General features: G+C 58.5%; 20 protein-coding genes. 16 read left to right on the top strand and 4 right to left on the bottom strand.

The features are described 5' to 3' along the window. Nucleotides 1-264: 264 nt before the first annotated feature. The 3 genes from dnaE to ACR0IY_RS07685 all read left to right on the top strand — a co-directional run bounded on the left by dnaE (nucleotide 265) and on the right by ACR0IY_RS07685 (nucleotide 4,452). Nucleotides 265-3,768 (top strand): DNA polymerase III subunit alpha, encoded by a 3,504-nt coding sequence (gene dnaE, locus ACR0IY_RS07695; protein ID WP_480671889.1) that lies wholly within the window; start codon nucleotides 265-267, stop codon nucleotides 3,766-3,768. A gap of 88 nt (nucleotides 3,769-3,856) precedes the next feature. Then, nucleotides 3,857-4,078 (top strand): YMGG-like glycine zipper-containing protein, encoded by a 222-nt coding sequence (locus ACR0IY_RS07690; protein ID WP_480671887.1) that lies wholly within the window; start codon nucleotides 3,857-3,859, stop codon nucleotides 4,076-4,078. Nucleotides 4,079-4,080: 2 nt separating this feature from the next. Next, entirely contained in the window at nucleotides 4,081-4,452 is a 372-nt protein-coding gene (locus ACR0IY_RS07685; RefSeq protein WP_480671885.1) for a hypothetical protein, read from the top strand. Between the two features lie 3 nt (nucleotides 4,453-4,455). Here the strand turns inward: ACR0IY_RS07685 and ACR0IY_RS07680 are convergent, their stop codons facing one another. Beyond that, nucleotides 4,456-4,650 carry a SlyX family protein gene (locus ACR0IY_RS07680; RefSeq protein ID WP_480671883.1) on the bottom strand — a complete coding sequence of 65 codons (195 nt, stop codon included), beginning with the start codon at nucleotides 4,648-4,650 and terminating at the stop codon, nucleotides 4,456-4,458. A 126-nt stretch (nucleotides 4,651-4,776) separates the two neighbouring features. Here ACR0IY_RS07680 and hisS point away from each other — a divergent pair, with 126 nt between their 5' ends. Genes hisS through hisG form a run of 3 tightly spaced genes read left to right on the top strand, consistent with a single transcriptional unit; the run spans nucleotide 4,777 to nucleotide 8,042 of the window. After that, on the top strand, nucleotides 4,777-6,264 hold the full coding sequence (gene hisS, locus ACR0IY_RS07675; protein WP_480671881.1) for a histidine--tRNA ligase: 1,488 nt from the start codon (nucleotides 4,777-4,779) through the stop codon (nucleotides 6,262-6,264). A gap of 3 nt (nucleotides 6,265-6,267) precedes the next feature. Further along, nucleotides 6,268-7,356 (top strand): ATP phosphoribosyltransferase regulatory subunit, encoded by a 1,089-nt coding sequence (locus ACR0IY_RS07670; protein ID WP_480671879.1) that lies wholly within the window; start codon nucleotides 6,268-6,270, stop codon nucleotides 7,354-7,356. Then, a complete protein-coding gene (hisG, locus tag ACR0IY_RS07665) occupies nucleotides 7,353-8,042 on the top strand; it encodes an ATP phosphoribosyltransferase (protein WP_480671877.1) in 690 nt (229 codons plus the stop codon). The genes ACR0IY_RS07670 and hisG overlap by 4 nt, the downstream gene beginning before the upstream one ends. On the opposite strand, the gene ACR0IY_RS07660 is transcribed toward hisG, so the two are convergent. After that, nucleotides 8,043-8,474 (bottom strand): DUF1489 family protein, encoded by a 432-nt coding sequence (locus ACR0IY_RS07660; protein ID WP_480671875.1) that lies wholly within the window; start codon nucleotides 8,472-8,474, stop codon nucleotides 8,043-8,045. A 115-nt stretch (nucleotides 8,475-8,589) separates the two neighbouring features. Between ACR0IY_RS07660 and ACR0IY_RS07655 the strand changes: the two genes are divergently transcribed. The 3 genes from ACR0IY_RS07655 (at nucleotide 8,590) to rpsD (ending at nucleotide 12,402) form a co-directional block, all read left to right on the top strand. After that, nucleotides 8,590-10,872 (top strand): adenosylcobalamin-dependent ribonucleoside-diphosphate reductase, encoded by a 2,283-nt coding sequence (locus ACR0IY_RS07655; protein ID WP_480671873.1) that lies wholly within the window; start codon nucleotides 8,590-8,592, stop codon nucleotides 10,870-10,872. Nucleotides 10,873-11,062: 190 nt separating this feature from the next. After that, on the top strand, nucleotides 11,063-11,575 hold the full coding sequence (locus ACR0IY_RS07650) for a hypothetical protein (RefSeq protein ID WP_480671872.1): 513 nt from the start codon (nucleotides 11,063-11,065) through the stop codon (nucleotides 11,573-11,575). 206 nt (nucleotides 11,576-11,781) lie between these two features. Further along, nucleotides 11,782-12,402, top strand: a complete 621-nt coding sequence (gene rpsD, locus ACR0IY_RS07645) for a 30S ribosomal protein S4 (protein ID WP_480671870.1) — start codon at nucleotides 11,782-11,784, stop codon at nucleotides 12,400-12,402. A 123-nt stretch (nucleotides 12,403-12,525) separates the two neighbouring features. Here the strand turns inward: rpsD and ACR0IY_RS07640 are convergent, their stop codons facing one another. Beyond that, the gene (locus tag ACR0IY_RS07640) at nucleotides 12,526-12,987 is read right to left on the bottom strand and encodes an Lrp/AsnC family transcriptional regulator (RefSeq protein WP_480671868.1); all 462 of its coding nucleotides are present in this window, start codon (nucleotides 12,985-12,987) and stop codon (nucleotides 12,526-12,528) included. A gap of 102 nt (nucleotides 12,988-13,089) precedes the next feature. Between ACR0IY_RS07640 and ACR0IY_RS07635 the strand changes: the two genes are divergently transcribed. The 4 genes from ACR0IY_RS07635 to ACR0IY_RS07620 all read left to right on the top strand — a co-directional run bounded on the left by ACR0IY_RS07635 (nucleotide 13,090) and on the right by ACR0IY_RS07620 (nucleotide 17,399). Then, a complete protein-coding gene (locus ACR0IY_RS07635; protein WP_480671866.1) occupies nucleotides 13,090-14,505 on the top strand; it encodes an aminotransferase class V-fold PLP-dependent enzyme in 1,416 nt (471 codons plus the stop codon). 64 nt (nucleotides 14,506-14,569) lie between these two features. Continuing rightward, complete coding sequence (gene hisC, locus ACR0IY_RS07630) at nucleotides 14,570-15,655, top strand: histidinol-phosphate transaminase (protein WP_480671864.1); 1,086 nt, start codon at nucleotides 14,570-14,572, stop codon at nucleotides 15,653-15,655. Then, nucleotides 15,652-16,572 (top strand): prephenate/arogenate dehydrogenase family protein, encoded by a 921-nt coding sequence (locus tag ACR0IY_RS07625; RefSeq protein ID WP_480671862.1) that lies wholly within the window; start codon nucleotides 15,652-15,654, stop codon nucleotides 16,570-16,572. The genes hisC and ACR0IY_RS07625 overlap by 4 nt, the downstream gene beginning before the upstream one ends. Further along, the gene (locus ACR0IY_RS07620) at nucleotides 16,569-17,399 is read left to right on the top strand and encodes an extensin-like domain-containing protein (RefSeq protein WP_480671860.1); all 831 of its coding nucleotides are present in this window, start codon (nucleotides 16,569-16,571) and stop codon (nucleotides 17,397-17,399) included. The genes ACR0IY_RS07625 and ACR0IY_RS07620 overlap by 4 nt, the downstream gene beginning before the upstream one ends. On the opposite strand, the gene ACR0IY_RS07615 is transcribed toward ACR0IY_RS07620, so the two are convergent. Continuing rightward, a complete protein-coding gene (locus ACR0IY_RS07615) occupies nucleotides 17,396-18,397 on the bottom strand; it encodes a DUF2125 domain-containing protein (protein ID WP_480671858.1) in 1,002 nt (333 codons plus the stop codon). The two genes, ACR0IY_RS07620 and ACR0IY_RS07615, sit on opposite strands and share 4 nt — an antisense overlap. A gap of 67 nt (nucleotides 18,398-18,464) precedes the next feature. Between ACR0IY_RS07615 and ACR0IY_RS07610 the strand changes: the two genes are divergently transcribed. From ACR0IY_RS07610 to ACR0IY_RS07600, 3 genes are all read left to right on the top strand, one after another. Continuing rightward, a complete protein-coding gene (locus tag ACR0IY_RS07610; protein ID WP_480671856.1) occupies nucleotides 18,465-18,995 on the top strand; it encodes a gamma-glutamylcyclotransferase in 531 nt (176 codons plus the stop codon). 69 nt (nucleotides 18,996-19,064) lie between these two features. Beyond that, the gene (locus tag ACR0IY_RS07605; protein ID WP_480671854.1) at nucleotides 19,065-20,243 is read left to right on the top strand and encodes a biopolymer transporter ExbB; all 1,179 of its coding nucleotides are present in this window, start codon (nucleotides 19,065-19,067) and stop codon (nucleotides 20,241-20,243) included. A 3-nt stretch (nucleotides 20,244-20,246) separates the two neighbouring features. Then, the gene (locus tag ACR0IY_RS07600) at nucleotides 20,247-21,905 is read left to right on the top strand and encodes a peptidoglycan -binding protein (protein ID WP_480671851.1); all 1,659 of its coding nucleotides are present in this window, start codon (nucleotides 20,247-20,249) and stop codon (nucleotides 21,903-21,905) included. The last annotated feature ends 220 nt before the right edge of the window (nucleotides 21,906-22,125 follow it).

Here is a 22,125-nt window from a genome sequence, read left to right as displayed (position 1 = left end):
CGGGCTGGTAGCTTGCCCTGAGATGTTAGAAACAGCGCATGTTGTCTGGCAAGAAAAACTGCCTATCTAATACACCATTGCGTCTGTTTCCCATGGCTTCGCCACATAGGTGTAGCGTCCATACGATTGAAATTAAACAATTTTAATTTTCGCGCCCGCATCGCCCCCGAAGCACCTTCTGAAAAACCCGAATAATCAAAGCTGATCTTTCACGGCCTCAAAAGCTGCTTTTGCCGCGCGCAAGGCTGGGATAGCGTGGGTGACATGAGCAGAACTCCTCGATTCATTCACCTCCGTGTACACACCGAATATTCCCTGTTGGAAGGCGCCGTGCGGCTAAAAAAGCTGCCCGGCATTTGCGAGAATTTGGAGATGCCCGCCGTCGCGGTCACCGATACCAATAGTATGTTCTCAGCTCTGGAATTCTCGGTCACCGCCAGCGGGGCCGGGGTGCAGCCGATCATGGGGTGTCAGGTCGACCTGACCTACGTGCAAGCGCAGCCGGGTGAAAAGCCCAAGCTTCCCGCGCCACTGGTACTGCTGGCGCAATCCGAGGTCGGCTATGAGAATCTGATGAAGCTCAGCTCGTGCCTTTACGTGGACAAAGGGGGGCAGTTGCCACAGGTCACGCTGGACGAGTTGGCGGAACGGGCGGATGGTCTGATCTGTCTGACGGGTGGCCCGGACGGCCCGATTGGGATGCTGTTGCAACAGGGTCAGCGCCCGGCAGCTGAGGCTTTGGTTGATCGCCTGGCGACAATGTTCCCCGATCGCCTGTATGTCGAACTGCAGCGCCATCCGGGCGAGGGAGGCCAGCCCGAGGCCGAACGTCTGACCGAACGCGGCCACGTCGAAATGGCCTATGCCAAGAACCTGCCGCTGGTGGCCACAAATGACGTCTATTTCCCGACCACGGATATGTACGAGGCGCACGATGCGCTGATCTGTATCTCTGAGGGGGCCTATGTTGACCAGCAGGATGGCCGTCGCCGTCTGACGGCACAGCACTATTTCAAATCGCAACAAGAGATGACGACCCTGTTCGCCGACCTGCCCGAGGCCATCGAGAACACGGTCGAGATCGCTAAACGCTGCGCCTTCATGGCCTTTCGTCGCGATCCGATTCTGCCGAAATTTGCCGATGATGAGGTGGCCGAGCTGCGTCGCATCGCCAATGAGGGCCTGCAAAAACGCTTGGCCGTGATCCCGCATGCGGTGACGCCTGAAGAATATCAGGAACGGCTGGATTTTGAGCTGGGCATCATCGAAGGCATGGGCTTTCCCGGCTATTTCCTGATTGTTGCGGACTTTATCCAATGGGCCAAGGACCACGACATCCCGGTGGGGCCAGGGCGGGGTTCGGGTGCGGGCTCGCTGGTGGCCTATGCGCTGACGATCACCGACCTTGACCCGCTGCGCTATTCGCTGCTGTTCGAACGCTTCCTCAATCCGGAACGGGTCTCGATGCCGGACTTCGATATCGACTTCTGCATGGATCGCCGGGAAGAGGTGATCCGCTATGTGCAGCAGAAATACGGGCGCGACAAGGTGGGGCAGATCATAACCTTTGGAGCTTTGCTGTCGAAGGCGGCCGTGCGCGATATCGGGCGGGTGCTGCAAATGCCGTACGGGCAGGTGGATCGCCTGTCCAAGATGATCCCGGTCGAGGGGGTCAAACCGGTTTCGATTGAGAAGGCGTTGAAAGACGAACCGCGCCTGCGCGAAGAGGCCCGCAATGAAGAGGTGGTGGATCGTCTGCTCACCTATGGCCAGCAAGTTGAAGGGTTGCTGCGGAACGCCTCGACCCACGCGGCGGGGGTGGTTATCGGAGATCGGCCGCTGGACGCGCTGGTGCCGCTCTATCAGGACCCGCGTTCGGATATGCCCGCAACCCAGTTCAACATGAAATGGGTGGAACAGGCGGGTCTGGTCAAATTCGACTTTCTGGGCCTGAAAACCCTGACCGTGATCCAGAACGCGATGGACATCATTTTCAAATCCGGTCGACCCCTACATGTCGCTGCGGATGGTACAGAGCTTTATGAACCGGCCGAGGGGGCCGAGAACCAGATCAACGCCATCCCGCTGGACGACGAGGCGACGTATAAGCTCTACTCGGCAGCCAAGACAGTAGCGGTTTTCCAGGTGGAATCCTCGGGCATGATGGATGCGCTCAAACGTATGAAACCCACCTGTATCGAAGACATTGTGGCGCTTGTGGCGCTGTATCGTCCCGGCCCGATGGAGAACATCCCGACCTATTGCGAGGTTAAGAACGGGCTGCGGAAGATTGAATCCGTGCATCCGCTGATCGATCACATCCTTGAGGAAACGCAGGGCATCATCGTTTATCAGGAACAGGTGATGCAGATCGCACAGGTGATGGCGGGGTACAGCCTTGGTGGCGCCGACCTGTTGCGCCGCGCGATGGGTAAGAAGATCAAAGAGGCGATGGACGCCGAACGCCCCAAATTCGAAAAGGGCGCGGGCGAGAATGGCGTGGACGCCAAGAAAGCCAGTGAGGTTTTTGACCTGCTGGAGAAGTTCGCCAACTACGGATTCAACAAATCCCACGCGGCGGCCTATGCGGTGGTGAGTTACCAGACCGGTTGGCTGAAGGCGAACCACCCGGTCGAGTTCATGGCGGGGGTCATGAACTGCGATATTCACCTGACCGACAAGCTGGCGATTTACTTCGAAGAGGTCCGCAAGGGACTAGAACTGCCCTATGTGCCGCCCTGCGTGAACCGCTCCCTAGCGACATTCGACGTGGTGAACGGAGAGCTGGTCTATGCGCTGGGCGCGCTGAAAAACGTAGGCGTTGAAGCAATGAATTTGGTGGTCGAGGGGCGCGACGGGAAACCCTTCGTTAACCTGTTCGACTTTGCCCGCCGGGTTGATCTGAAGAAGGTCGGCAAGCGCCCGCTTGAGATGTTGGCGCGGGCCGGGGCATTTGACGAGTTGGACAAGAACCGCCGTCGTGTGTTTGAAAGCCTTGATCCGCTGGTGCAGTATTCGGCAGCGATCCATGAACAGAAGAACTCGAACCAGGTGTCGTTGTTTGGTGAGGCTGGCGACGACCTGCCAGAGCCGCGTTTGTCGTCGACACCGGATTGGCTTCCTGCTGAACGCCTCAGCGAAGAATTCAAGGCCATCGGCTTCTATCTGTCGGGCCATCCGCTGGACGACTATATGCCCGCGCTAAAGCGTAGTGATGTAATGACACTAGAACAAGTGATAGAACGCTTGCGTAAAGATCGTTTGCGAATGGTAAAAATGGCCGGTGTTGTGGCCGGGCGACAGGAACGAAAATCGGCGAAAGGAAACCGGTTTGCCTTTGTCCAGCTTTCCGATCCGTCAGGAGCATATGAAGTTACGCTGTTTTCGGAGACGCTTGAGAAGTCCCGCCAGTTTCTAGAGAGCGGGTCGCAAGTAGTAATTACTGCCAAAGCGGAGATGGAAGCCGATCAGCTGAAGTTGCTTGTAAATTCTGTCGGACCGGTGGATTCTGTAGTGGCCGAGGCCGGGGCAACCGGCCTGCGTATTTTTCTGGATCAGCCGCAGGTGGTGCCGACCGTCGCAAAGGTTCTTGAGGACGCCGCGGGTGCAGCCAAGGGGTCGTCTAAAGGGCCAATCCAACTTTGCCTGCTAGATCCCGGCTTGCCTGGAGACGTGGAAATGGATTTGGGACAGGACTTCCCTATCAACCCTCAGATCAAGGGAGCGATAAAATCGCTGGACGGAGTGATGTCGGTCGAAGAAATCTGAACCTTCAAGGGTTTGTTGCCAGAATGACGGTGCGCAGTTAGGCTGAAATCAGACACTTTTTTGGTTCGGGTCATAGGAGGGCACTCAAATGACGATTGCACGAATTGGTTTTAAGTCTCTTACCTTGGCAGCTATCGCGTCGCTGGCAGTAGCCACGTCCGGTCTGGCGGATGACAAGGATGACAAGAAAAAAAAGAACACCATCGAGGGTGCGTTGATCGGTGCGGGTGTCGGAGCGCTTGTCGGCGATGGTAAGGGCGCAGCGATCGGTGGCGTGGCCGGTGCGATTATCGGACATAACTGGAAGTGATGATGATGCGGTTTCTTAGACTTAGACTGTCATTTTGCGCCGCAATCCTGGTCGCACCGTTTGTGGCGGTGGCCGATGAAGCGGCTGATCAAATGGTACAGGATGCCCTGCCCGTAATGCATTACACCTGTGCCTCGATCGCAGAAGAAGCGGATGGTGATGAAGAGTTTGTTGTTGCCGTTGTTGGAAAGATGACGGCACTTTCGCTTCATAATCGACAGATCAATATCGAAGACCATGCGACCTCGGACGAGGAAAAGGTCCAATTGCGCGAAGCTTTCATTGCCGCCTTGTCCGAAGGCTGTGCCGCAGACAAGAACGCTCTTTTGGGCGGGGTGGTCGATAACGCAGTGAAAACGGCGCTGGGGTTTTAGCCTTTAGTAATGCGGCGGGCGTTCGTCTCCGAACACGACCCCGCCGGATCCTTCCTGCGCCCGTTCAGCCTCGCGCTGCAACAGCATTTCGACACGCCGGGTCAGGCGGTCGATCTCGCCTTGTTGGCGGGTGACGACTGTGTTCAGCTCTTCGAGTGTGCGGGTCAGGTGGGCGATCTGTTCTTCCAGATGCTGCATGGGGGCCTCCTTCTTTGCCGGTCATAGCGGGCCTGCGAAGCCAAGGCCAGTAAAACCGCGCCTTGCCCCGATGCAGGCCATGGGATAGACCGCGCGCGGAACACTATACGCCCAAGGACGCCCCACATGGCCAAGCCCAAGAAACAGCCCCGCCCCAAGGCCGTAACGCCGAAAGGGTTCCGTGACTATTTCGGCGAGGAAGTCACGCAGCGCACCGAGATGCTGCGGACCATTGCGGGCGTCTATCATCGTTACGGATTTGACGCGTTGGAGAGCAGCGCGGTCGAAACCGTCGAGGCGCTGGGCAAATTCCTGCCCGACGTGGACCGCCCGAACGAAGGTGTCTTTGCCTGGCAGGAATTCGACGAAGGCGGAAACGGCGATTGGATGGCCCTGCGCTATGATCTGACCGCGCCTCTGGCCCGCGTCTACGCGCAGCACCGCAACGACCTGCCAACGCCCTATCGCCGCTATGCGATGGGCCCGGTCTGGCGCAATGAAAAGCCGGGGCCGGGGCGGTTTCGCCAGTTTTATCAGTGCGATGCGGACACGGTGGGAACAGCCTCGATGGCAGCGGATGCCGAGATTTGTGCGATGCTGTCGGACACTTTGGAGACGGTCGGCATCCCGCGCGGCGACTATCTGGTGCGGGTCAACAACCGTAAGGTTCTGAACGGCGTGCTTGAGGCGATGGGCCTTGGTGATGACTTAGCCGCCCGCGACAACGTTCTGCGCACCATCGACAAGTTCGACAAGGTGGGCGAGCACGGAGTGCGCGAACTATTGACCAAAGGTCGTCTGGATGCGTCTGGCGCCTTTATCGACGGCGTGGGCCTCAGCGACGACCAGGCCGAGCCGGTGCTTGCCTTCCTCACGTCCAAGGCTGCAGATACCGCGGGCACCTTGGCCAATCTGCGTGCAGCCGTCGGCGTCAGCCAGATCGGCGCGGATGGCATTACCGAACTGGAACAGATAGGAGCGCTGTTGGATGCGGGCGGTTACGGTTCCGACCGGATCGAGATCGATCCTTCGGTCGTGCGCGGTCTGGGCTATTATACCGGACCGGTTTACGAGGCAGAACTGACCTTCGAGATTTTTGACGAAAAAGGCCGCAAGCGGCAGTTCGGTTCGGTTTCGGGCGGCGGACGTTATGACGATCTCGTCAAGCGGTTTACCGGACAGGAAGTGCCGGCGACCGGTATCTCAATCGGGGTCGACCGCCTGCTGGCTGCCCTGCGTGAAAAGGGTCGGATCGCCGCGCGGGCGACAGGCCCCGTGGTGGTGACCGTCATGGATCGCGACCGGATGGCTGACTATCAGGCGATGGTGGCAGAACTGCGCAATGCAGGTATCCGGGCCGAGGTCTATCTGGGCAATCCCAAGAACTTCGGCAATCAGCTGAAATACGCGGATAAGCGAAACTCTCCGATTGCGGTGATCGAAGGCGGTGATGAAAAGGCCAATGGCATCGTGCAGATCAAGGACCTGATCCTGGGTGCCAAAATCGCCGAAAGTGCGACGCTGGAGGAATGGAAAGAACGCCCCAGCCAGTTCGAAGTGCCACGCGGTGACCTGATCTCCAAAGTGCGTGAAATTCTGGACAGTCAGGACTGAGCCATGGCCAACCGTTCCCAGATACAGGCCCGCGCCGCAATGATGCGTGTCCGGTTCGAAGCCGCAGGCGCGCAGGTCGTCGATACGCCCCTGCTGCAACCAGCTGAAACGCTGCTGGACCTATACGGAGAGGATATCCGCGCCCGCGCCTATGTAACCTCGGACGCTTTGCGCGGTGAACAGATGTTGCGTCCGGATTTCACGCTGCCCGTCGTGCAGATGCATATGAACGAGGGGGCGGAGCCCGCGCGGTATACCTACTCCGGCGAGGTGTTCCGCCGACAAGAGCACGATCCGGATCGGTCCAACGAATACGTTCAGGTCGGGTATGAGGTGTTCGACCGCAACGATCCGGCTGGGGCGGATGCCGAGGTGTTCTCGCTTTTTGCGTTGCAATTGCGGGGCTTGCCGTTACGCGCGGCGACAGGGGATATCGGTATCCTGACAGCAGCGGTTCAGGGATTGCGCACCACCGAAAGGCGCAAAGTGGCGCTGATGCGGCACCTCTGGCATCCGCGCCGGTTCCGCAATTTGCTGGATCGTTTCGCAGGGCGGAAACCCATGCCAGAAGGACGCGATGCCTTGCTGGATGCCGATGACCCTTTGGCCATTGATGTGCCGATGATCGGCAAGCGCCGCGCGTCCGAAATAGAGGCGCGGATCGAAGCCTTGCGCGAAGATCGTGACACACCGCCGATTTCCGACAGTGAACTGGCGGGGCTGGAAACGTTGCTGAACGTCCGCGAAACCATGCCCTTTGCGTTGGAACAACTGCGCGATGTGGCTGTTGACCTGCCGCAGATCACGCCTGCGCTGAACCGACTCGAAGCGCGGATCGCATCCCTGCAGGCGCGTGGTGTCGATGTTCAGCGGCTGGATTTCGAAGCCTCCTATGGCCGGACTTCGATGGAGTATTACGACGGGTTTGTCTTTGGCTTCTACGCCGAGGGTCGCCCCGATCTGCCACCCGTGGCCACTGGTGGACGCTATGATGCGCTGACGCGTCAACTGGGCAACGGTGCTGAAATCCCCGCCGTGGGTGGCGTGCTGCGCCCCGATCTGATGCTCGAGATTGAGGAGGGCGCGCAATGAGCCTGAAACTTGGCGTACCCTCCAAGGGCCGATTGATGGAGAAGACATTCTCGTGGTTTGACAAGCGCGGGATCACCTTGTCGCGCAGCGGTTCCGACCGGGAATACGCGGGTAAGGTCGAAGGCATCGACGGTGTCTCGCTGATTCTGCTGTCTGCCGGGGAAATCCCTCGTGAACTGGCCGCCGGGCGCATCCATATGGGCGTGACCGGGATCGACCTCGTGCAGGAAAAGCTGCCGCGCTGGGAACAGCAGGTCGAAGAAGTCTCTCAGCTTGGATTTGGTAAGGCTGATCTGATCATCGCCACTCCCGCCTGTTGGGTAGATGTAGACACGCTGGATGATCTGGATGCGGCGGCGGCTGCATTTCGTAAAGTGCATGGCCACCGTTTGAGGATAGCCACAAAATATCACCGTCTTGTGCGCGAGTTTCTGACAGATGCTGGCGTGGCCGACTATACGCTGGTCGACAGTCAGGGCGCGACCGAGGGGACGGTGATGAATGAAACCGCCGAGGCGATTGCCGACATCACTTCGACCGGCGAAACCTTGCGGGCGAACCACCTGAAAATCCTGTCGGACGGGTTGGTTCTGCAATCGCAGGCAACGCTGTGGCGCAGCCGGATGGCCAACTATAATGCCGCTGATAAGGCTGTTTTGTCCGAATTTTTGGATCGTCTGAATTGATTACAACACCCCGATTTCCGCTAAAGCGCGGTTCAAATCGTCAGGCAGAGCGTCGTCCTGTTCGCGTCCTTCTGGCAAGTCGGCAGGGGTGTCCTCGGGTTTGAGATAACGCCATCCCTGAAACGGACGTTTTAGGGCGGTCTGTGTGCGGTGCAGTTCAGGGTCCAGCACGATGGCGCAGCGTCGGATACCGTCTTCACCACGCACTTCGTCCAGACGCAGGATGCGCTGTCGGCACTGAATGACGCCCTTGATCACCCAATAGATCGATCCGCCATTCCGAATCTCGGCTTCGCGTTTGGGCCACATGCGGGTGACATGGCGCGGGCAGCCGTCCTCGTACAGCGGTTTGCGGCTGTCTTGCCACGCGATCAGCGAGTCGACGCTTTCTGATCCGACCGAGAGTTTTATGAGGTTTACGTAGTTATCCACAGCTTTCCCACAGAGTCGTCCCGAGGTATTGCTTGATATTGTAGCTCGGTATTCGCTTTCATCAAGGTCTTGTGGGTGCTAGGCTGTCTACCTCATTCAGCACAGGGAATCACCAATGAGCCGCTTTGCCGCCCCCATCGCCGAGCAGATCTGGGATATGAAATACCGTTTCAAAAAGGCGGATGGTACGCCCATCGACCAAACGGTCGAAGATAGCTGGCGACGCATCGCACGAGATCTGGCACGGGTCGAAAAGGATCCGGCGCATTGGGAAGAAAAGTTCTTTGAGGCGCTGGAAGATTTCAAATACCTGCCAGCTGGGCGCATTACAGCCGGCGCGGGTACAGCACGGCAGGTGACCTTGTTCAACTGTTTCGTGATGGGAACTGTGCCCGACAGCATGGGCGGTATTTTCGATATGCTGAAAGAGGCCGCACTGACCATGCAGCAGGGTGGGGGGATTGGATACGACTTCTCGACCATTCGCCCGCGCGGTGCAGATGTGCATGGGGTGGCGGCGGATGCCTCGGGGCCGCTGAGCTTTATGGATGTGTGGGACGCGATGTGCCGGACGATCATGTCGGCAGGCTCGCGCCGGGGCGCGATGATGGCGACCATGCGCTGTGACCACCCGGATATCGAACAGTTCATCACCGCCAAATCCGACCCGGCCCGCCTGCGCATGTTCAACATGTCTGTGCTGGTAACCGATCCCTTTATGGAGGCGGTCAAGGCGGACGGCCCGTGGGAGCTGGTCTTTGGCGACAAGGTCTATCACACCGTTCAGGCCCGTGATCTGTGGAACAAGATCATGCAGGCTACCTATGACTACGCCGAGCCCGGCGTGATCTTTATTAACCGGATCAACGCGGCCAACAACCTAAGCTATGTCGAGACTATCGCGGCAACCAACCCTTGCGGAGAACAGCCTCTGCCGCCCTATGGTGCTTGTCTGCTGGGCTCGATCAATCTGGCGCGATTGGTTGCAGAGCCATTCGAGGACGCTGCGCATCTGGACGAGGCTGCGTTGCAGGAACTGGTCGCCACTGCCGTCCGCATGATGGACAACGTGGTGGACGCGTCAAAGTTCCCGCTGGCCGAACAAGAGGCCGAAGCGCAGGATAAGCGCCGGATCGGGCTGGGCGTGACAGGTTTGGCCGATGCTTTGCTAATGCTGGGTTTGCGCTATGGCACAGACGAGGCGGCGCGTCAGACCGAGCGCTGGCTGCACGCGATCGCCCGCGCCGCTTATTTGGCGTCAGTGGACTTGGCGAAGGAGAAAGGGGCCTTCCCTCTGTTCGACGCCGAGAAATATCTGGCCAGTGGCACGATGCAGCAGATGGACGAGGACGTACGCGATGCGATCCGCGAGCATGGCATCCGTAATGCGTTGCTGACCTCGATTGCGCCGACCGGAACGATTTCACTTTATGCCGGGAACGTATCCTCGGGAATCGAACCTGTCTTTGCCTACGCCTACACGCGCAAGGTGTTACAGAAGGATGGTTCGCGCACCGAGGAAGAGGTGGTGGACTACGCCGTGCAGATGTGGCGCGACAAGTTTGGTGACAAGGAACTGCCGGACTATTTCGTCAACGCGCAAACGCTGTCTCCGTACGATCACGTCAGAATGCAGGCCGCGGCACAGAAATGGATCGACAGTTCGATCTCGAAGACGATCAACTGCCCTGAAGACATTAGCTTTGATGCGTTCAAGGACGTCTACATGCAGGCGTGGGATCAAGGGTGCAAGGGATGCACGACCTACCGCCCGAATGACGTGACCGGATCGGTTCTGACCGTATCGGAAAATGACGACAAGGCACCGGGTGAAAGTGCTGACGCTCCACATGAGGTCGATGGCGGAGAAGTCGTCTATATGTCCGAACCTCTGGACCGCCCGCAGGCGCTGGAAGGGTCGACTTATAAGTTGAAATGGCCAGACAGCGAGCACGCGATTTACCTGACCATTAACGATATCGTTATCGGGGGTCGCCGTCGCCCGTTCGAGGTGTTCATCAACTCGAAGAACATGGAGCACTACGCCTGGACATTGGCGTTGACGCGGATGATCTCGGCGGTGTTCCGGCGGGGTGGTGACGTGTCGTTTGTCGTCGAAGAGTTGAAGGCCGTGTTTGACCCGCGCGGCGGGGCCTGGGTGCAGGGCAAGTACATTCCTTCGATTCTGGCCGCGATCGGTGGTGTGATCGAGCAGCACATGGTTGCGATCGGGTTTCTGGAAGGCGAAGGCATGGGGTTAAAATCCGACCCACAGGCACAGGTGGTCAACATGGACGGCCCGCGCGGTAAGGCCTGCCCGTCTTGCGGCCAGTTCGACATGGTGATGATCGAAGGATGCATGACCTGCCGCAGTTGCGGCCATTCCAAGTGTGGATAAACTCGCATAGGTAGAGTTCTTTTTATGTGAAATCTCTTCTGGCGGGAAGTTCGGCCGCCAGAGGAAATTTTATTGAATCCTTAGCGCAACAATTTTGTTAACGTTGCATTAACGTCTCTTTTCCGCCTCATTTTGCATTGATAAGACTGGCCCAACGAGCAGTGAAGTGTTGAAGGTGCAGGCGGGTGTTATGAGAGCCGGACAAAACGGTCGTATTGCCATTTCGTGGGGTCAGACAGAAATCGATGGGCTTGAGGCTGCGCCTCTGTCCTTTCTGTGTATAGGGGCTGCTTGGTCCTGGCGGGGGCAAGCTCGGTATTTGGGTGAACCTGCCGAACAGATCTATGAAAAATCCGGGGGCGTACTGAGCAGCACTGCGACTGTGGAACGATCTGCAAGCGCACTAGGCCTGCCGGACGAATCGAGCGGTCGTATCGTTTTGACCAACGGCGCGCAGCAGTTCACGGCTTTCATGTTTTCACTAGTAGGAGAACCAGCCCCGATGCTGGTTTTCGAAGGTGAATGTCCCTCACGAGATCAGGACTTTTGGATCAGTGAAATCAAAGTGACCGAGCACCAGAGCGGCGAAGCTGTTCGGATGGATGACACGGTTGTTGCCTTTCCATCGCGACCGAAGCCACAGACGGGCAGGGATGTCACGGGCGGCAAGCCAGTGATTGCTGTAGGGCACAGAAGCGACTGAGTCGTAGATCGGGCCGGATCTGCTTTGGCAATTTTTCCAAGATTACGCTGTAAGCCATGTTGACTCTGACGGTTTCGCGGATATAAGCGCGGCTTCATTGGTGTTGGTGGCCCCCGCAAGGGGATGCCTGTCATGGGGGAAACCTCAAGAGGACAACGCCCTTCATAGTGGCCGTCAGGGCCTCGACCTTAAGAAGGAGATCAGCCGTGACCAAACGCACGTCTGCCAAGTACAAAATCGACCGCCGGATGGGCGAAAACATCTGGGGTCGTCCGAAATCCCCGATCAACCGTCGTGAATACGGCCCCGGCCAGCACGGTCAGCGCCGAAAGGGAAAACTGTCGGACTTCGGTCTGCAGCTGCGCGCCAAGCAGAAGCTGAAAGGCTACTATGGCGACCTGACCGAGAAGCAGTTCCGCCGCATCTACGCCGAAGCCGAGCGTGTCAAAGGCGACACCGGTGAAAACCTGATCGGTCTGCTGGAGCGCCGCCTGGACGCCGTCGTCTACCGCGCCAAGTTCGTACCGACCGTGTTTGCTGCACGTCAGTTCGTGAACCACGGCCACGTCAAAGTAAACGGCAAGCGGGTCAACATCCCCAGCTACCGTGTCAAAGAAGGCGACGTGATCGAAGTGCGTGACAAGTCCAAGCAGTTGGCTGTTGTTCTGGAAGCTGTTGCTCTGGCCGAGCGTGATGTGCCTGACTACATCGACGCCGACCATTCGAAACTGACTGCGACGTTCGTCCGCGCGCCGGGCCTGAGCGATGTACCTTACCCGGTCATGATGGAACCGAACCTGGTGGTTGAATTCTACGCGAAGAACTAATCTTCGCCGATATCGAATTCCGAAAGGCCGCGCGTTTGCGCGGTCTTTTTTGTTTCAGGGGCTCTGACCTATCGCGACATAATGGGATTCCCCGGGGATATGCTGGGCCAGATGAAGGACGGGTCAGATTGGCAATGGTCGCCCTTCGGCAATCGCTTCCATTGCGAAATATGAGGTCACGCTGTCCAGTTCGACCTTTTCGATCAGGCGCTGATAGACCTTGTCGTAAGAGGCCATATCCTCGGTCACGACCTTCAACTGATAGTCGTAGTCGCCACCAATCCGGTGAAAATCCACAACTTCGGGTATAGTCAGCACGTGACTGCGGAAGGCCTGCAACCATTCGGCTGAATGGTGGCGGGTGCGCAGCATGACAAAAACAACCAGGCTCAACCCAAGTTTTTCCCGCGCTATCTGTGCGGTCGAGCCGGTGATAACCCCATCTTCGTTCAGCGCCTTTAAGCGCCGCCAGCACGCATTCTGAGACAAGCCTACCCGGTCGGCCAGCTCGCGTTGGGATAAAGTGGCATCGGTTTGAAGCTCGCGAAGGATGCGTTTGTCGATTTGATCTAAATTTTTGCTCATTTCTGATCATATGACACAATAATTTCGATAACTACCAAAAGAATGGTGAAGTTTTCTCAAAAACTATCAATCATATTAGGAAGGCAATATGGAGCCTTTGACATGACCCTGTCCAAATTTCGCGCAGACATACAGTCCACCACTCGCAATTTCAGCCTGCGCGACGGGCTGATCGGAGAGAATGTTCTGATCCCGGGTCTGCACGGGGACGTTCCGCTGGTTTACGCGGATTACGTCGCTTCGGGCCGTGCGTTGCAGCAGGTTGAGGACTTTGTCACCGAACAGGTGCTGCCCTTCTATGCGAATAGCCATACCGAGGCCTCCTATTGCGGCTCGTACATGACGAGGCTGCGCCGCGAGGCGCGCGCAGAGATCGCCCGCATCGTTGGCGCACGGGGAGAGGACGCGGTAATCTTTACCGGGTCTGGTGCCACTGCGGGTCTCAACCGGCTGGTCAGTTTACTTGGTGTGGATGCGGCTGACCGGCCGGTTGTATTGATCGGACCATACGAGCATCACTCGAATATTCTTCCCTGGCGCGAAAGCAAAGCCGAGGTGATCGAAATTCCCGAAGCAGCCGAAGGCGGGGTCGACTTAACTGCGCTCGAAAAGGCTTTGGTCGATAATGCAAGTTCTGATCTGATTATTGGGTCGTTTTCGGCGGCATCGAACGTGACCGGTATTATCACTGATCCCGACCCAGTGACTCGGATGCTCAAGGCGCATGGGGCCGTGTCGGTTTGGGACTTTGCGGGTGGTGGGCCTTATTTGCCGATGGATATGGGGCCGGAAGATGCGCGCAAAGATGCTATTGTCGTTTCGCCCCATAAATTTCCCGGTGGGCCAGGCGCGTCGGGCGTGTTGATTGTCAATCAAAACGTCGTACAGCGGGCCTGCCCCAGCTGGCCCGGGGGGGGCACGGTCAGTTTTGTTTCGCCCTGGCGGCATGACTACAGCGAGGATCTGGCAACACGGGAAGAGGCCGGAACGCCCAATGTGATCGGTGATATCCGCGCCGCACTGGCCTTTATCGTTAAGGATGTCGTGGGCACCGATGAGATTGCAAGACGTGAGGCGCAATTTAATCGCATGGCGCTGGACGGCTGGGGTGACAATCCGAACCTGACTTTGCTGGGCGTGGATAATCCGCATCGTCTGCCGATCTACTCTTTCCTTGTGCGGGACAATTCCGGCAAGCCTGTACACCAGCAATTGTTCACGCGGATGCTCAGCGATGTTTATGGCATTCAGGCGCGGGGCGGCTGCGCCTGTGCTGGGCCATACGCGCATCGCTTGTTAGGGATCGACCGGGCGACATCAGATGAATTGCACGCGGCGCTGTCTGCAGGCGAAGAGATGAAGAAACCCGGTTGGGTGCGGCTGAACTTCTCGTATCTGATGAGCGAGGAAACGGTTCAGTTCATAATCGACAGCGTCAACGACCTGTCGCGCCGTACCGAGGAATTCGCGCCGCTTTACAACGCGGACCCGGCAACGGCTCGGTTCAAGGCGGCCTGATGGAATTGCCGCTTTTCTCAACCCGTTGAGACAGGTATGAGGGGCCCAATCAACGGAGCCCCTCATGACCAAGATCACCCCACAACCCGGCATAATGGACATCGCGCTGTATCAGGGCGGCCAGTCGCATGTGGCCGGGGTCGAGCAGGTGATCAAGTTGAGTTCCAACGAAAACCCGTTTGGCCCCAGCCCCAAGGCCGTCGAAGCCGTCCGTGAAAGCGCGGCTACCCTGCATCGCTATCCCAGCACCGACCACGCCAGCCTGCGCGCAGCAATTGGCGACCGGCACGGGCTGGACCCGGCGCGGCTCATCTGTGGTGTAGGCAGCGACGAGGTGCTGCAATTCATCGCTCAGGCGTATGCCGGGGTAGGAGATGAGGTCATCTATACCGAGCACGGGTTTTCCATGTACCCGATCATCGCCCGAATGGCCGGAGCGACCCCTGTGATGGTGTCCGAAAAAGACCGTCATGTGGACGTGGACAACATCCTTTCCGCTGTCACCGAGAAAACCCGGATCGTGTTTGTAACAAACCCCGGCAATCCGACCTCGACCATGATCTCTGACGCGGAACTGGCGCGTTTGGCCGAAGATTTGCCGAAGGCCTGCCTGATGGTGATCGACGGCGCCTATGCCGAGTTTGTGGCCGGGTTCGACGGGGGTGCATCTCTGGTGGATCGGTTCGAGAATGTGATTATGACGCGGACCTTTTCCAAGATTTACGGTCTTGGCGGCATGCGTGTTGGCTGGGGGTATGCGGCGCAGTCGATCATTGATGTGCTGAACCGGGTGCGCCAGCCGTTCAACCTGTCGCTGACTGCGTTGGCCGCGGCTGAGGCAGCGGTGAAGGATGAGGATTATCTGACCTTCTGCCATTCCGAAAACGCGCGTTTGCGGGTTTGGCTGTCCGGGGAACTGGACAAGATCGGTGTGCCGTCAGACGCGTCCTGCACTAATTTCATCCTTGCGCGTTTTGCCGATCAGGCCGAGGCCGAGGCATGTGACGATTACCTCAAAACGCAGGGTTTGATCGTCCGCCGTGTTGCGGGGTACAACCTGCCGAACGCACTGCGGATCACCGTGGGCGATGAAGAGGCCTGCCGCCGTGTTGTCGCGGCCATTACCGCGTTCAAAGGGGGCGCCGCATGAGCCAGATTTACGACCGTGTGGCCCTGATCGGACTGGGCCTGATTGCATCTTCGATGTTCTGGGCTATCAAACGCGCTGGACTTGCAGGTGAGGTCACCGGCTATGCCCGGTCTGAAGCCACGCGCGACACCGCCAAACGTATCGGTCTGTGCGACCGGGTTTGCGACAGTGCACAAGAGGCGGTCGAAGGGGCCGATCTGATCGTGCTCTGTGTGCCAGTTGGGGCAATGGGTGCGGTGGCACAGGATATGGCTCCGGTTCTGAAGCCCGGGGCCACTGTGACGGATGTTGGTTCGGTCAAGCGGCACGTGATTCAGGCCGTGTCTCCGCATATTCCCGAGGGTGTGCATTTCATCCCCGCGCACCCGTTGGCCGGGACCGAACATTCCGGGCCGGAAGCCGGTTTTGCCGAGCTGTTCGACAACCGCTGGTGCCTGCTGGTGCCGGTCGACGGATCCGACCCTGATGCGATCGCCCGCTTGCGTGCATTGTGGGAAGGCATGGGCTCGAATGTGGATGAGATGGACGCGGATCACCATGATCTGGTTCTGGCTGTGACCTCGCACGCGCCGCACTTGATCGCCTATACAATGGTGGGTGTGGCCGATGATCTGCGCCGTGTGACCGATACCGAGGTCATTAAATACTCGGCCGCCGGGTTCCGGGATTTCACGCGGATCGCAGCATCGGATCCGACCATGTGGCGCGACGTGTTCCTGACCAACAAGGATGCGACACTGGAAATTCTGGGGCGTTTTACCGAAGAGCTTTTTGCCTTACAACGGGCCATCCGCACCGGCGATGGAGAACATCTGTTTGATTATTTCACCCGCACGCGCGCGATCCGGCGGGGGATTATCGATGCCGGGCAAGATACGGACGCGCCTGATTTCGGACGGGGGGCAACAAAGCCATGACACGTGTTTGGACGGGCTTGCTGATTGGAATGTTGGCCACAAGCGCCAGTCTCTCCAACGCTGCCCCTCCTGACCGTTCATTGTTCCCTGCGGTTCGCCCGTCAACGGCACCCGTTCTGGCCTTCGCCAGTCCGGTCCCTGATGCGAAAATTCGCCCCGAACCGCGCCCGGCTTCGGCTCAGGTTCGGGCCGTGGCCGCGCGGCCGTCAGATTTGCCTTTATTGGGGCCGGACACGTCGCTGATGCCCTACTTGCGCCCCAAGGCGCTGGAGCAGGAGGCGCTGTTCAAAAAACGCAAGCTGCGTAAAACTTCGGTGTGTGGTGATATTGCGATTCAGGGCAAGCCTGTGGGTCAGGTGCCCGGCAAGATCAAGGCCTGCGGTATCAAGGACGCGGTCCAGATCACCTCGGTTTCAGGCGTCGGACTGAGCCGACCCTCAACGATGGACTGTGGCACCGCGATTGCGCTGAACACATGGGTCGACAAAACCGTCAAACCAACCTTCAAACGGCGTGGTCCGGTGGTCGAGCTGCAGGTCGCGGCGCATTATGCTTGCCGAACCCGGAACAACCGCAAAGGCGCAAGGATATCAGAGCACGGCAAAGGCCGGGCGATCGATATCTCGGGCTTCAAGATGGCGGACGGAGAGGTCGTGTCAGTCCTGAAAGGCTGGCGCAAGAACCCGTCGCAGAAACAGTTGATCAAGGTCTGGCGCGGGGCTTGTGGCCCGTTTGGCACGGTTTTGGGGCCAAATGCGGACCGATATCACCGTGATCATTTCCATCTGGACACGGCCCGCCACCGCAGCGGTTCCTACTGCCGCTAACGCAGGATCAAGCGCGGCGCGGGTCCAAGGGGCAGGGGGCCCAAGGCAACTACGCCATCGCGAAAATTCAGTTGCATATCCAGCGCGTTGGGGTTGCCGCCCAGGCCGGCCATGAAATTCAGTGCGCGTGTGACCGGATCAACGGCCTGATCGGGCAGTGCACCTGCCGCGTTCGCCATGGCAATCATGTCCCGCCAGTTCTCGGCTTTGATGGCAATTTCACCCGTCGGAATGCCTTGCGGGTCCACGTCCAGGTCTCCGGTGGCGAACAGCCGAAGTTCGCCCCATTTCATCTCGGCAAGGCGCAAATCTATCTTTACTGGCTGCGGTCTGCTTTGTTCCAGAGCGGACCGATCCCAGGCCTTGTCGAACGTCGCGGTCATATCCAGTTCGAGCGTCTCAAACGATTGCGGCAACGTAGTGGCCGAACGCATCAGGGTTCTCAGATCGTCTCCGGGGGTGAACCCATCCATTCGGGCGCTGATCACATAGGCTTCCGGCGTGTCGGTCTGCTCCATCACCAGCGCCAGTGTGTCACCGCCAGCCAGCGCTTCGGCGTCATCCGTGATTGACCACGGCCCGGCGGTCAGCGCCATCTTTTCAAGGGCCAGAGCCACGCCGGGCTTCAGCTGCAGTTCTGCCTGTAATTCGCGGGCCTCAATAGTCGCGGTCTGATCGAAATACGACAATCGCTGTGGTGTGTCGGCAAAGCGCAAAACCTGACGTCCGGGCCAGATCGCGGGGCTTTGGAATTCAATCCAGTCGGCGCTCCAGGCGGTGCCGTTTACGGGATCGGCCAGTGCAGGACTGTTCAGGCGTGTAATATGGTGAAACGGATATCCGGCTGTTTCGAAATCTGAAAAGTCAGCCTGCCAGCCCCTTTCCTGTTGCGCATCGAACCAGGTGGTGATGCCGTTGCGCAGCCCATATCCGGCGATGAACCAGTAGGCGCTCCATGCAACAATGATGAAAATGATAACCCGCACCAGACCGCGCATGTCATATGGCCCTTTTTCCCACCTCGGATTTGATGTTTATAGACGCAAACGGGCAAGGACCAGTGCTATGACGATGTGGGTTTTCGGATATGGATCATTGCTGTGGAATCCGGGCTTTCCGGTAGCGCGCAGTGAACGCGCCACATTGCACGGGTACGCGCGGTCATTCTGCATGAGTTCGATCCACCATCGCGGCACAGAGGAACATCCCGGTCTGGTTCTGGCGCTGGACGAACAGGCAGATGCCAATTGCAAAGGTTTGGCCTTGGCGGTTGAGGCCGGACACGAAGAGCGCACATTGCATGAACTGCGTGAGCGCGAGCTGATTTCCTCGGCCTACATCGAGAAAATGCTGGATGTGGACTTGGACAGCGGCGAAGTGGTGAATGCCGTGACCTATGTGATCGACGCCGACCACGTGCAGTACTGCGGTGGAATGCCGTTGGAGCAGCAGGCGCAGATCATCGCCCACGCGGTTGGCGGGCGCGGACCCAATACCGAATACCTGTATAATACGGCGGAACATCTGACTGAGATCGGCCTGCACGACCCCGATCTTGAGTGGTTAGCGCAACGGGTTCGTGGCATCACCGCATAAACACTTGGCGTCAACGGCGGATTTTCGCTAGATTCGCCGCAGAGCAGGGCAAAATCGGGAACCACGCGCATGGCGCAGGCACATCAGGGCGCGAGACCGCATTTCTCGCAACCCATTCGTCAGATCGTCACCATGCTTGTTGCGATCGCTTTGGCCGGGTTCGGGATATTTATGGCACTGCCCTATGTATTGCCGGTCTTTTACGCCAACCCCTACTTAAACGGCTTTATCCTGCTGGTCTTTGTGATCGGCGTCTTTGCCTGTTTCTATCAGGTCACGCAGCTGATCGGCTCAGTTCGCTGGATCGAGGCTTTTGTTGGCGGTGTCGTACACGAAGACGCGCGCACGCCGCAGCTGCTGGCACCGCTTGCCTCCCTGTTGCGCGAAAGGGGCGCGCGGTCACAGATCAGCTCGACCTCGACCCGATCCATTTTGGATTCGGTTGCTGAACGCGTTGAGGAAGAACGCGAGATCACGCGGTACATCACGAACGTTCTGATCTATCTGGGTCTTTTGGGTACGTTCTTTGGTCTGGCTACGACGGTCCCTGCCATTGTCGACACGATCCGCAGCCTCAACCCACAAGAAGGTGAAGAGGGGCTGGCCGTGTTCAACCGCCTGATGGTCGGGCTGGAATCCCAGTTGCAGGGCATGGGCGTGGCGTTTGGATCGTCACTGCTGGGTCTGGCAGGGTCGCTGATTGTAGGTCTTCTGGAGGTGTTCGCGGGCCACGGTCAGAACAGGTTTTATCGCGAGCTGGAGGAATGGTTGTCTTCGATCACCCGCGTCGGTTTTGCGGCAAGCGATGAAGGCGGTGCGGAACTTGCGGTGCTGACACCGGTTCTCGATGCCATGTCGGAGCAGATGAACGCGCTGCAGGATTTGTTCTCGGCGCAGGAGGCTGACCGGGCGGCGGTTTCGTCCAGATTGGGCCAATTGGCGGATTCGATTGGCGAAATGAACGCGCGACAAGCCAATTCCGATGGGGTGACTGCGGCCTTGGAAAAGGTGGCAATGGGTCAGGACGCATTGCTGGACCAGCTTCGCGAACAAGGCACAGGCGAAGGGATCGATGCCGAAAGCCGGATGCGCCTGCGCTCGATGGACGTGCAATTGCTGCGCATCCTCGAAGAAATATCGGCTGGCCGGCAAGAAAGCATGAGCGAGCTGCGCAAGGATATCGAATTGCTTGTCAAAGCTCTGACTCTGCCCCGAGGCGCAGTGCGAACCGCTCCGGAAGGAGAGTAAGCCATGGCGCTCTCCCGTCGCACAGGTCAGCGGTTCCAGGGCTCTGTCTGGCCCGGATTCGTAGATGCGATGACCGGGCTGCTGATGGTGCTGACCTTTGTGTTGACCATCTTCATGGTGGTGCAGTTCGTGCTACGTGAAACCATTTCGGGGCAGGAGGATGAACTGACCGCCCTGTCCGACGAGATCGCCGCGTTGGCTGGCGCGCTGGGACTGGAAGAGCGAGAGAACAGCCGCTTGCAAGCCCGGTTGGGGGTGCTGAACTCCACGCTGACGCAGGTTGAAACCGAACTGGTACAGGCGCAGATTCAACTCACCGATTTCGAAGCTCAGGTTGCAGCTATGCTGGTTGATCAGGACCGCGCGCAAGGTGAGATCGAAACGCTTCAGACCCAACGGGATGAGTTGTTGGATGAGCAGAGCGCCCTGAACCTCGCTCTTGCGCAAAGCCGCGCCGAAATCGATGCGCAGACCGAAGCCGCCCGCCTGGCTGCTGCCCAACGCGAAGCACTGGAGGCCCTGGTCACCGATCTTGAGCAAAGTGACGCCGCACAAACCACTCGTATTTCGGAGCTTGAAGAGGAGTTGAGCGCTGAAGAGGCCGCCAAGCTGGCCGAGGCTGCCGCAGCCGAGAACCTTCGTAACCGCTTGCAAGATGCGGACGCCGAACTGACGGCAATGACATTGGCGCTGGAAGCGCAGCGGAAAGAGGCTGAAGAGACGCTGACCCTTTTGGCGGCTGCGCAGGCCGCCAAAGTAGAGTTGGAACGGCAGTTTGGGGAATTGAAACCCGAAGAATTGAAAGCCCGGCTTGAGACCGCGTTGGCGGCCCAAACTGAAGCTCAGGCCGAGGCGCTTGAACAGCGGACGCTGGCCGACGAACGTGCCGCCCTTTTGGCAGTGGCGCGCGATGCGCTGTCGGGCGAACAGGCCATCTCGGAAAAGGCGCAACGCGAAACGGCTTTGCTGAACCAACAAATGGCCGCTTTACGAGAACAGCTGGGTGGATTGCAGGCCCTGCTTGATGACTATGAAGAACGCAATGCTGCCGCCGATATCCGTATTCAGACACTGGGTCAGGACCTGAACGCGGCTCTGGCCCGGGCCGCCTCTGAAGAACGCCGCCGCCGCCTTTTGGAAGAGGCCGAACGCGCGAGGCTGGAGGTCGAAGCCGAGGCGCTGTCGGGCCAGAATGAGGAACTACAGCGCTACCGGTCTGAATTCTTCGGTCGCCTGCGAGATGTGCTGGGGGACCAGGAGGGCGTCCGGATTGAAGGCGACCGCTTTGTATTCTCGTCCGAGGTTCTGTTCGATACAGGCTCTGCGATTCTTTCCGGTGCAGGCCGGGAAGAGGTCGCCAAGGTGGCCAACATTCTGCGCAGCGTAGCGGCAGAGATCCCCGAGGGTCTGAACTGGGTAATCCGGGTCGACGGCCACACGGACGACGTACCTTTGGCCGGGGCAGGGCGCTATCGCGACAACTGGGAACTTAGCCAGGGCCGGGCTTTGTCGGTCGTTCGCTACATGGTCGATGCGCTGGGTATTCCACCAAACCGGCTGGCTGCCAATGGGTTTGGTGAATTCCAACCCGTCAATCCGGCGAACACACCAGAAGCCCGCGCTCAGAACCGTCGGATCGAGTTGAAATTGACAGAGCGGTGAGCACCCTGATTGGGCGTTTTGCTATGCGGTCGAAAACAGGACCGATGAGCGCCGGTTAACGGCGTGCCCGGGGTGGACGGCAAGAAATTCGCTTCTATATCTGTGCCATAGGTTGAGCAGGTACAGAAATTGAACGAAATAGCAGCAGAACTGCGAGGCGCGGTCGAAAAGGCTCTGCGTGCGCCCTACCGACGAATAACACCGTGCCTAACCTTGCGAG

The organism is Ruegeria sp. BC1 (genome assembly GCF_056539305.1).
This window is presented reverse-complemented; position numbering and strand designations above follow the sequence as displayed.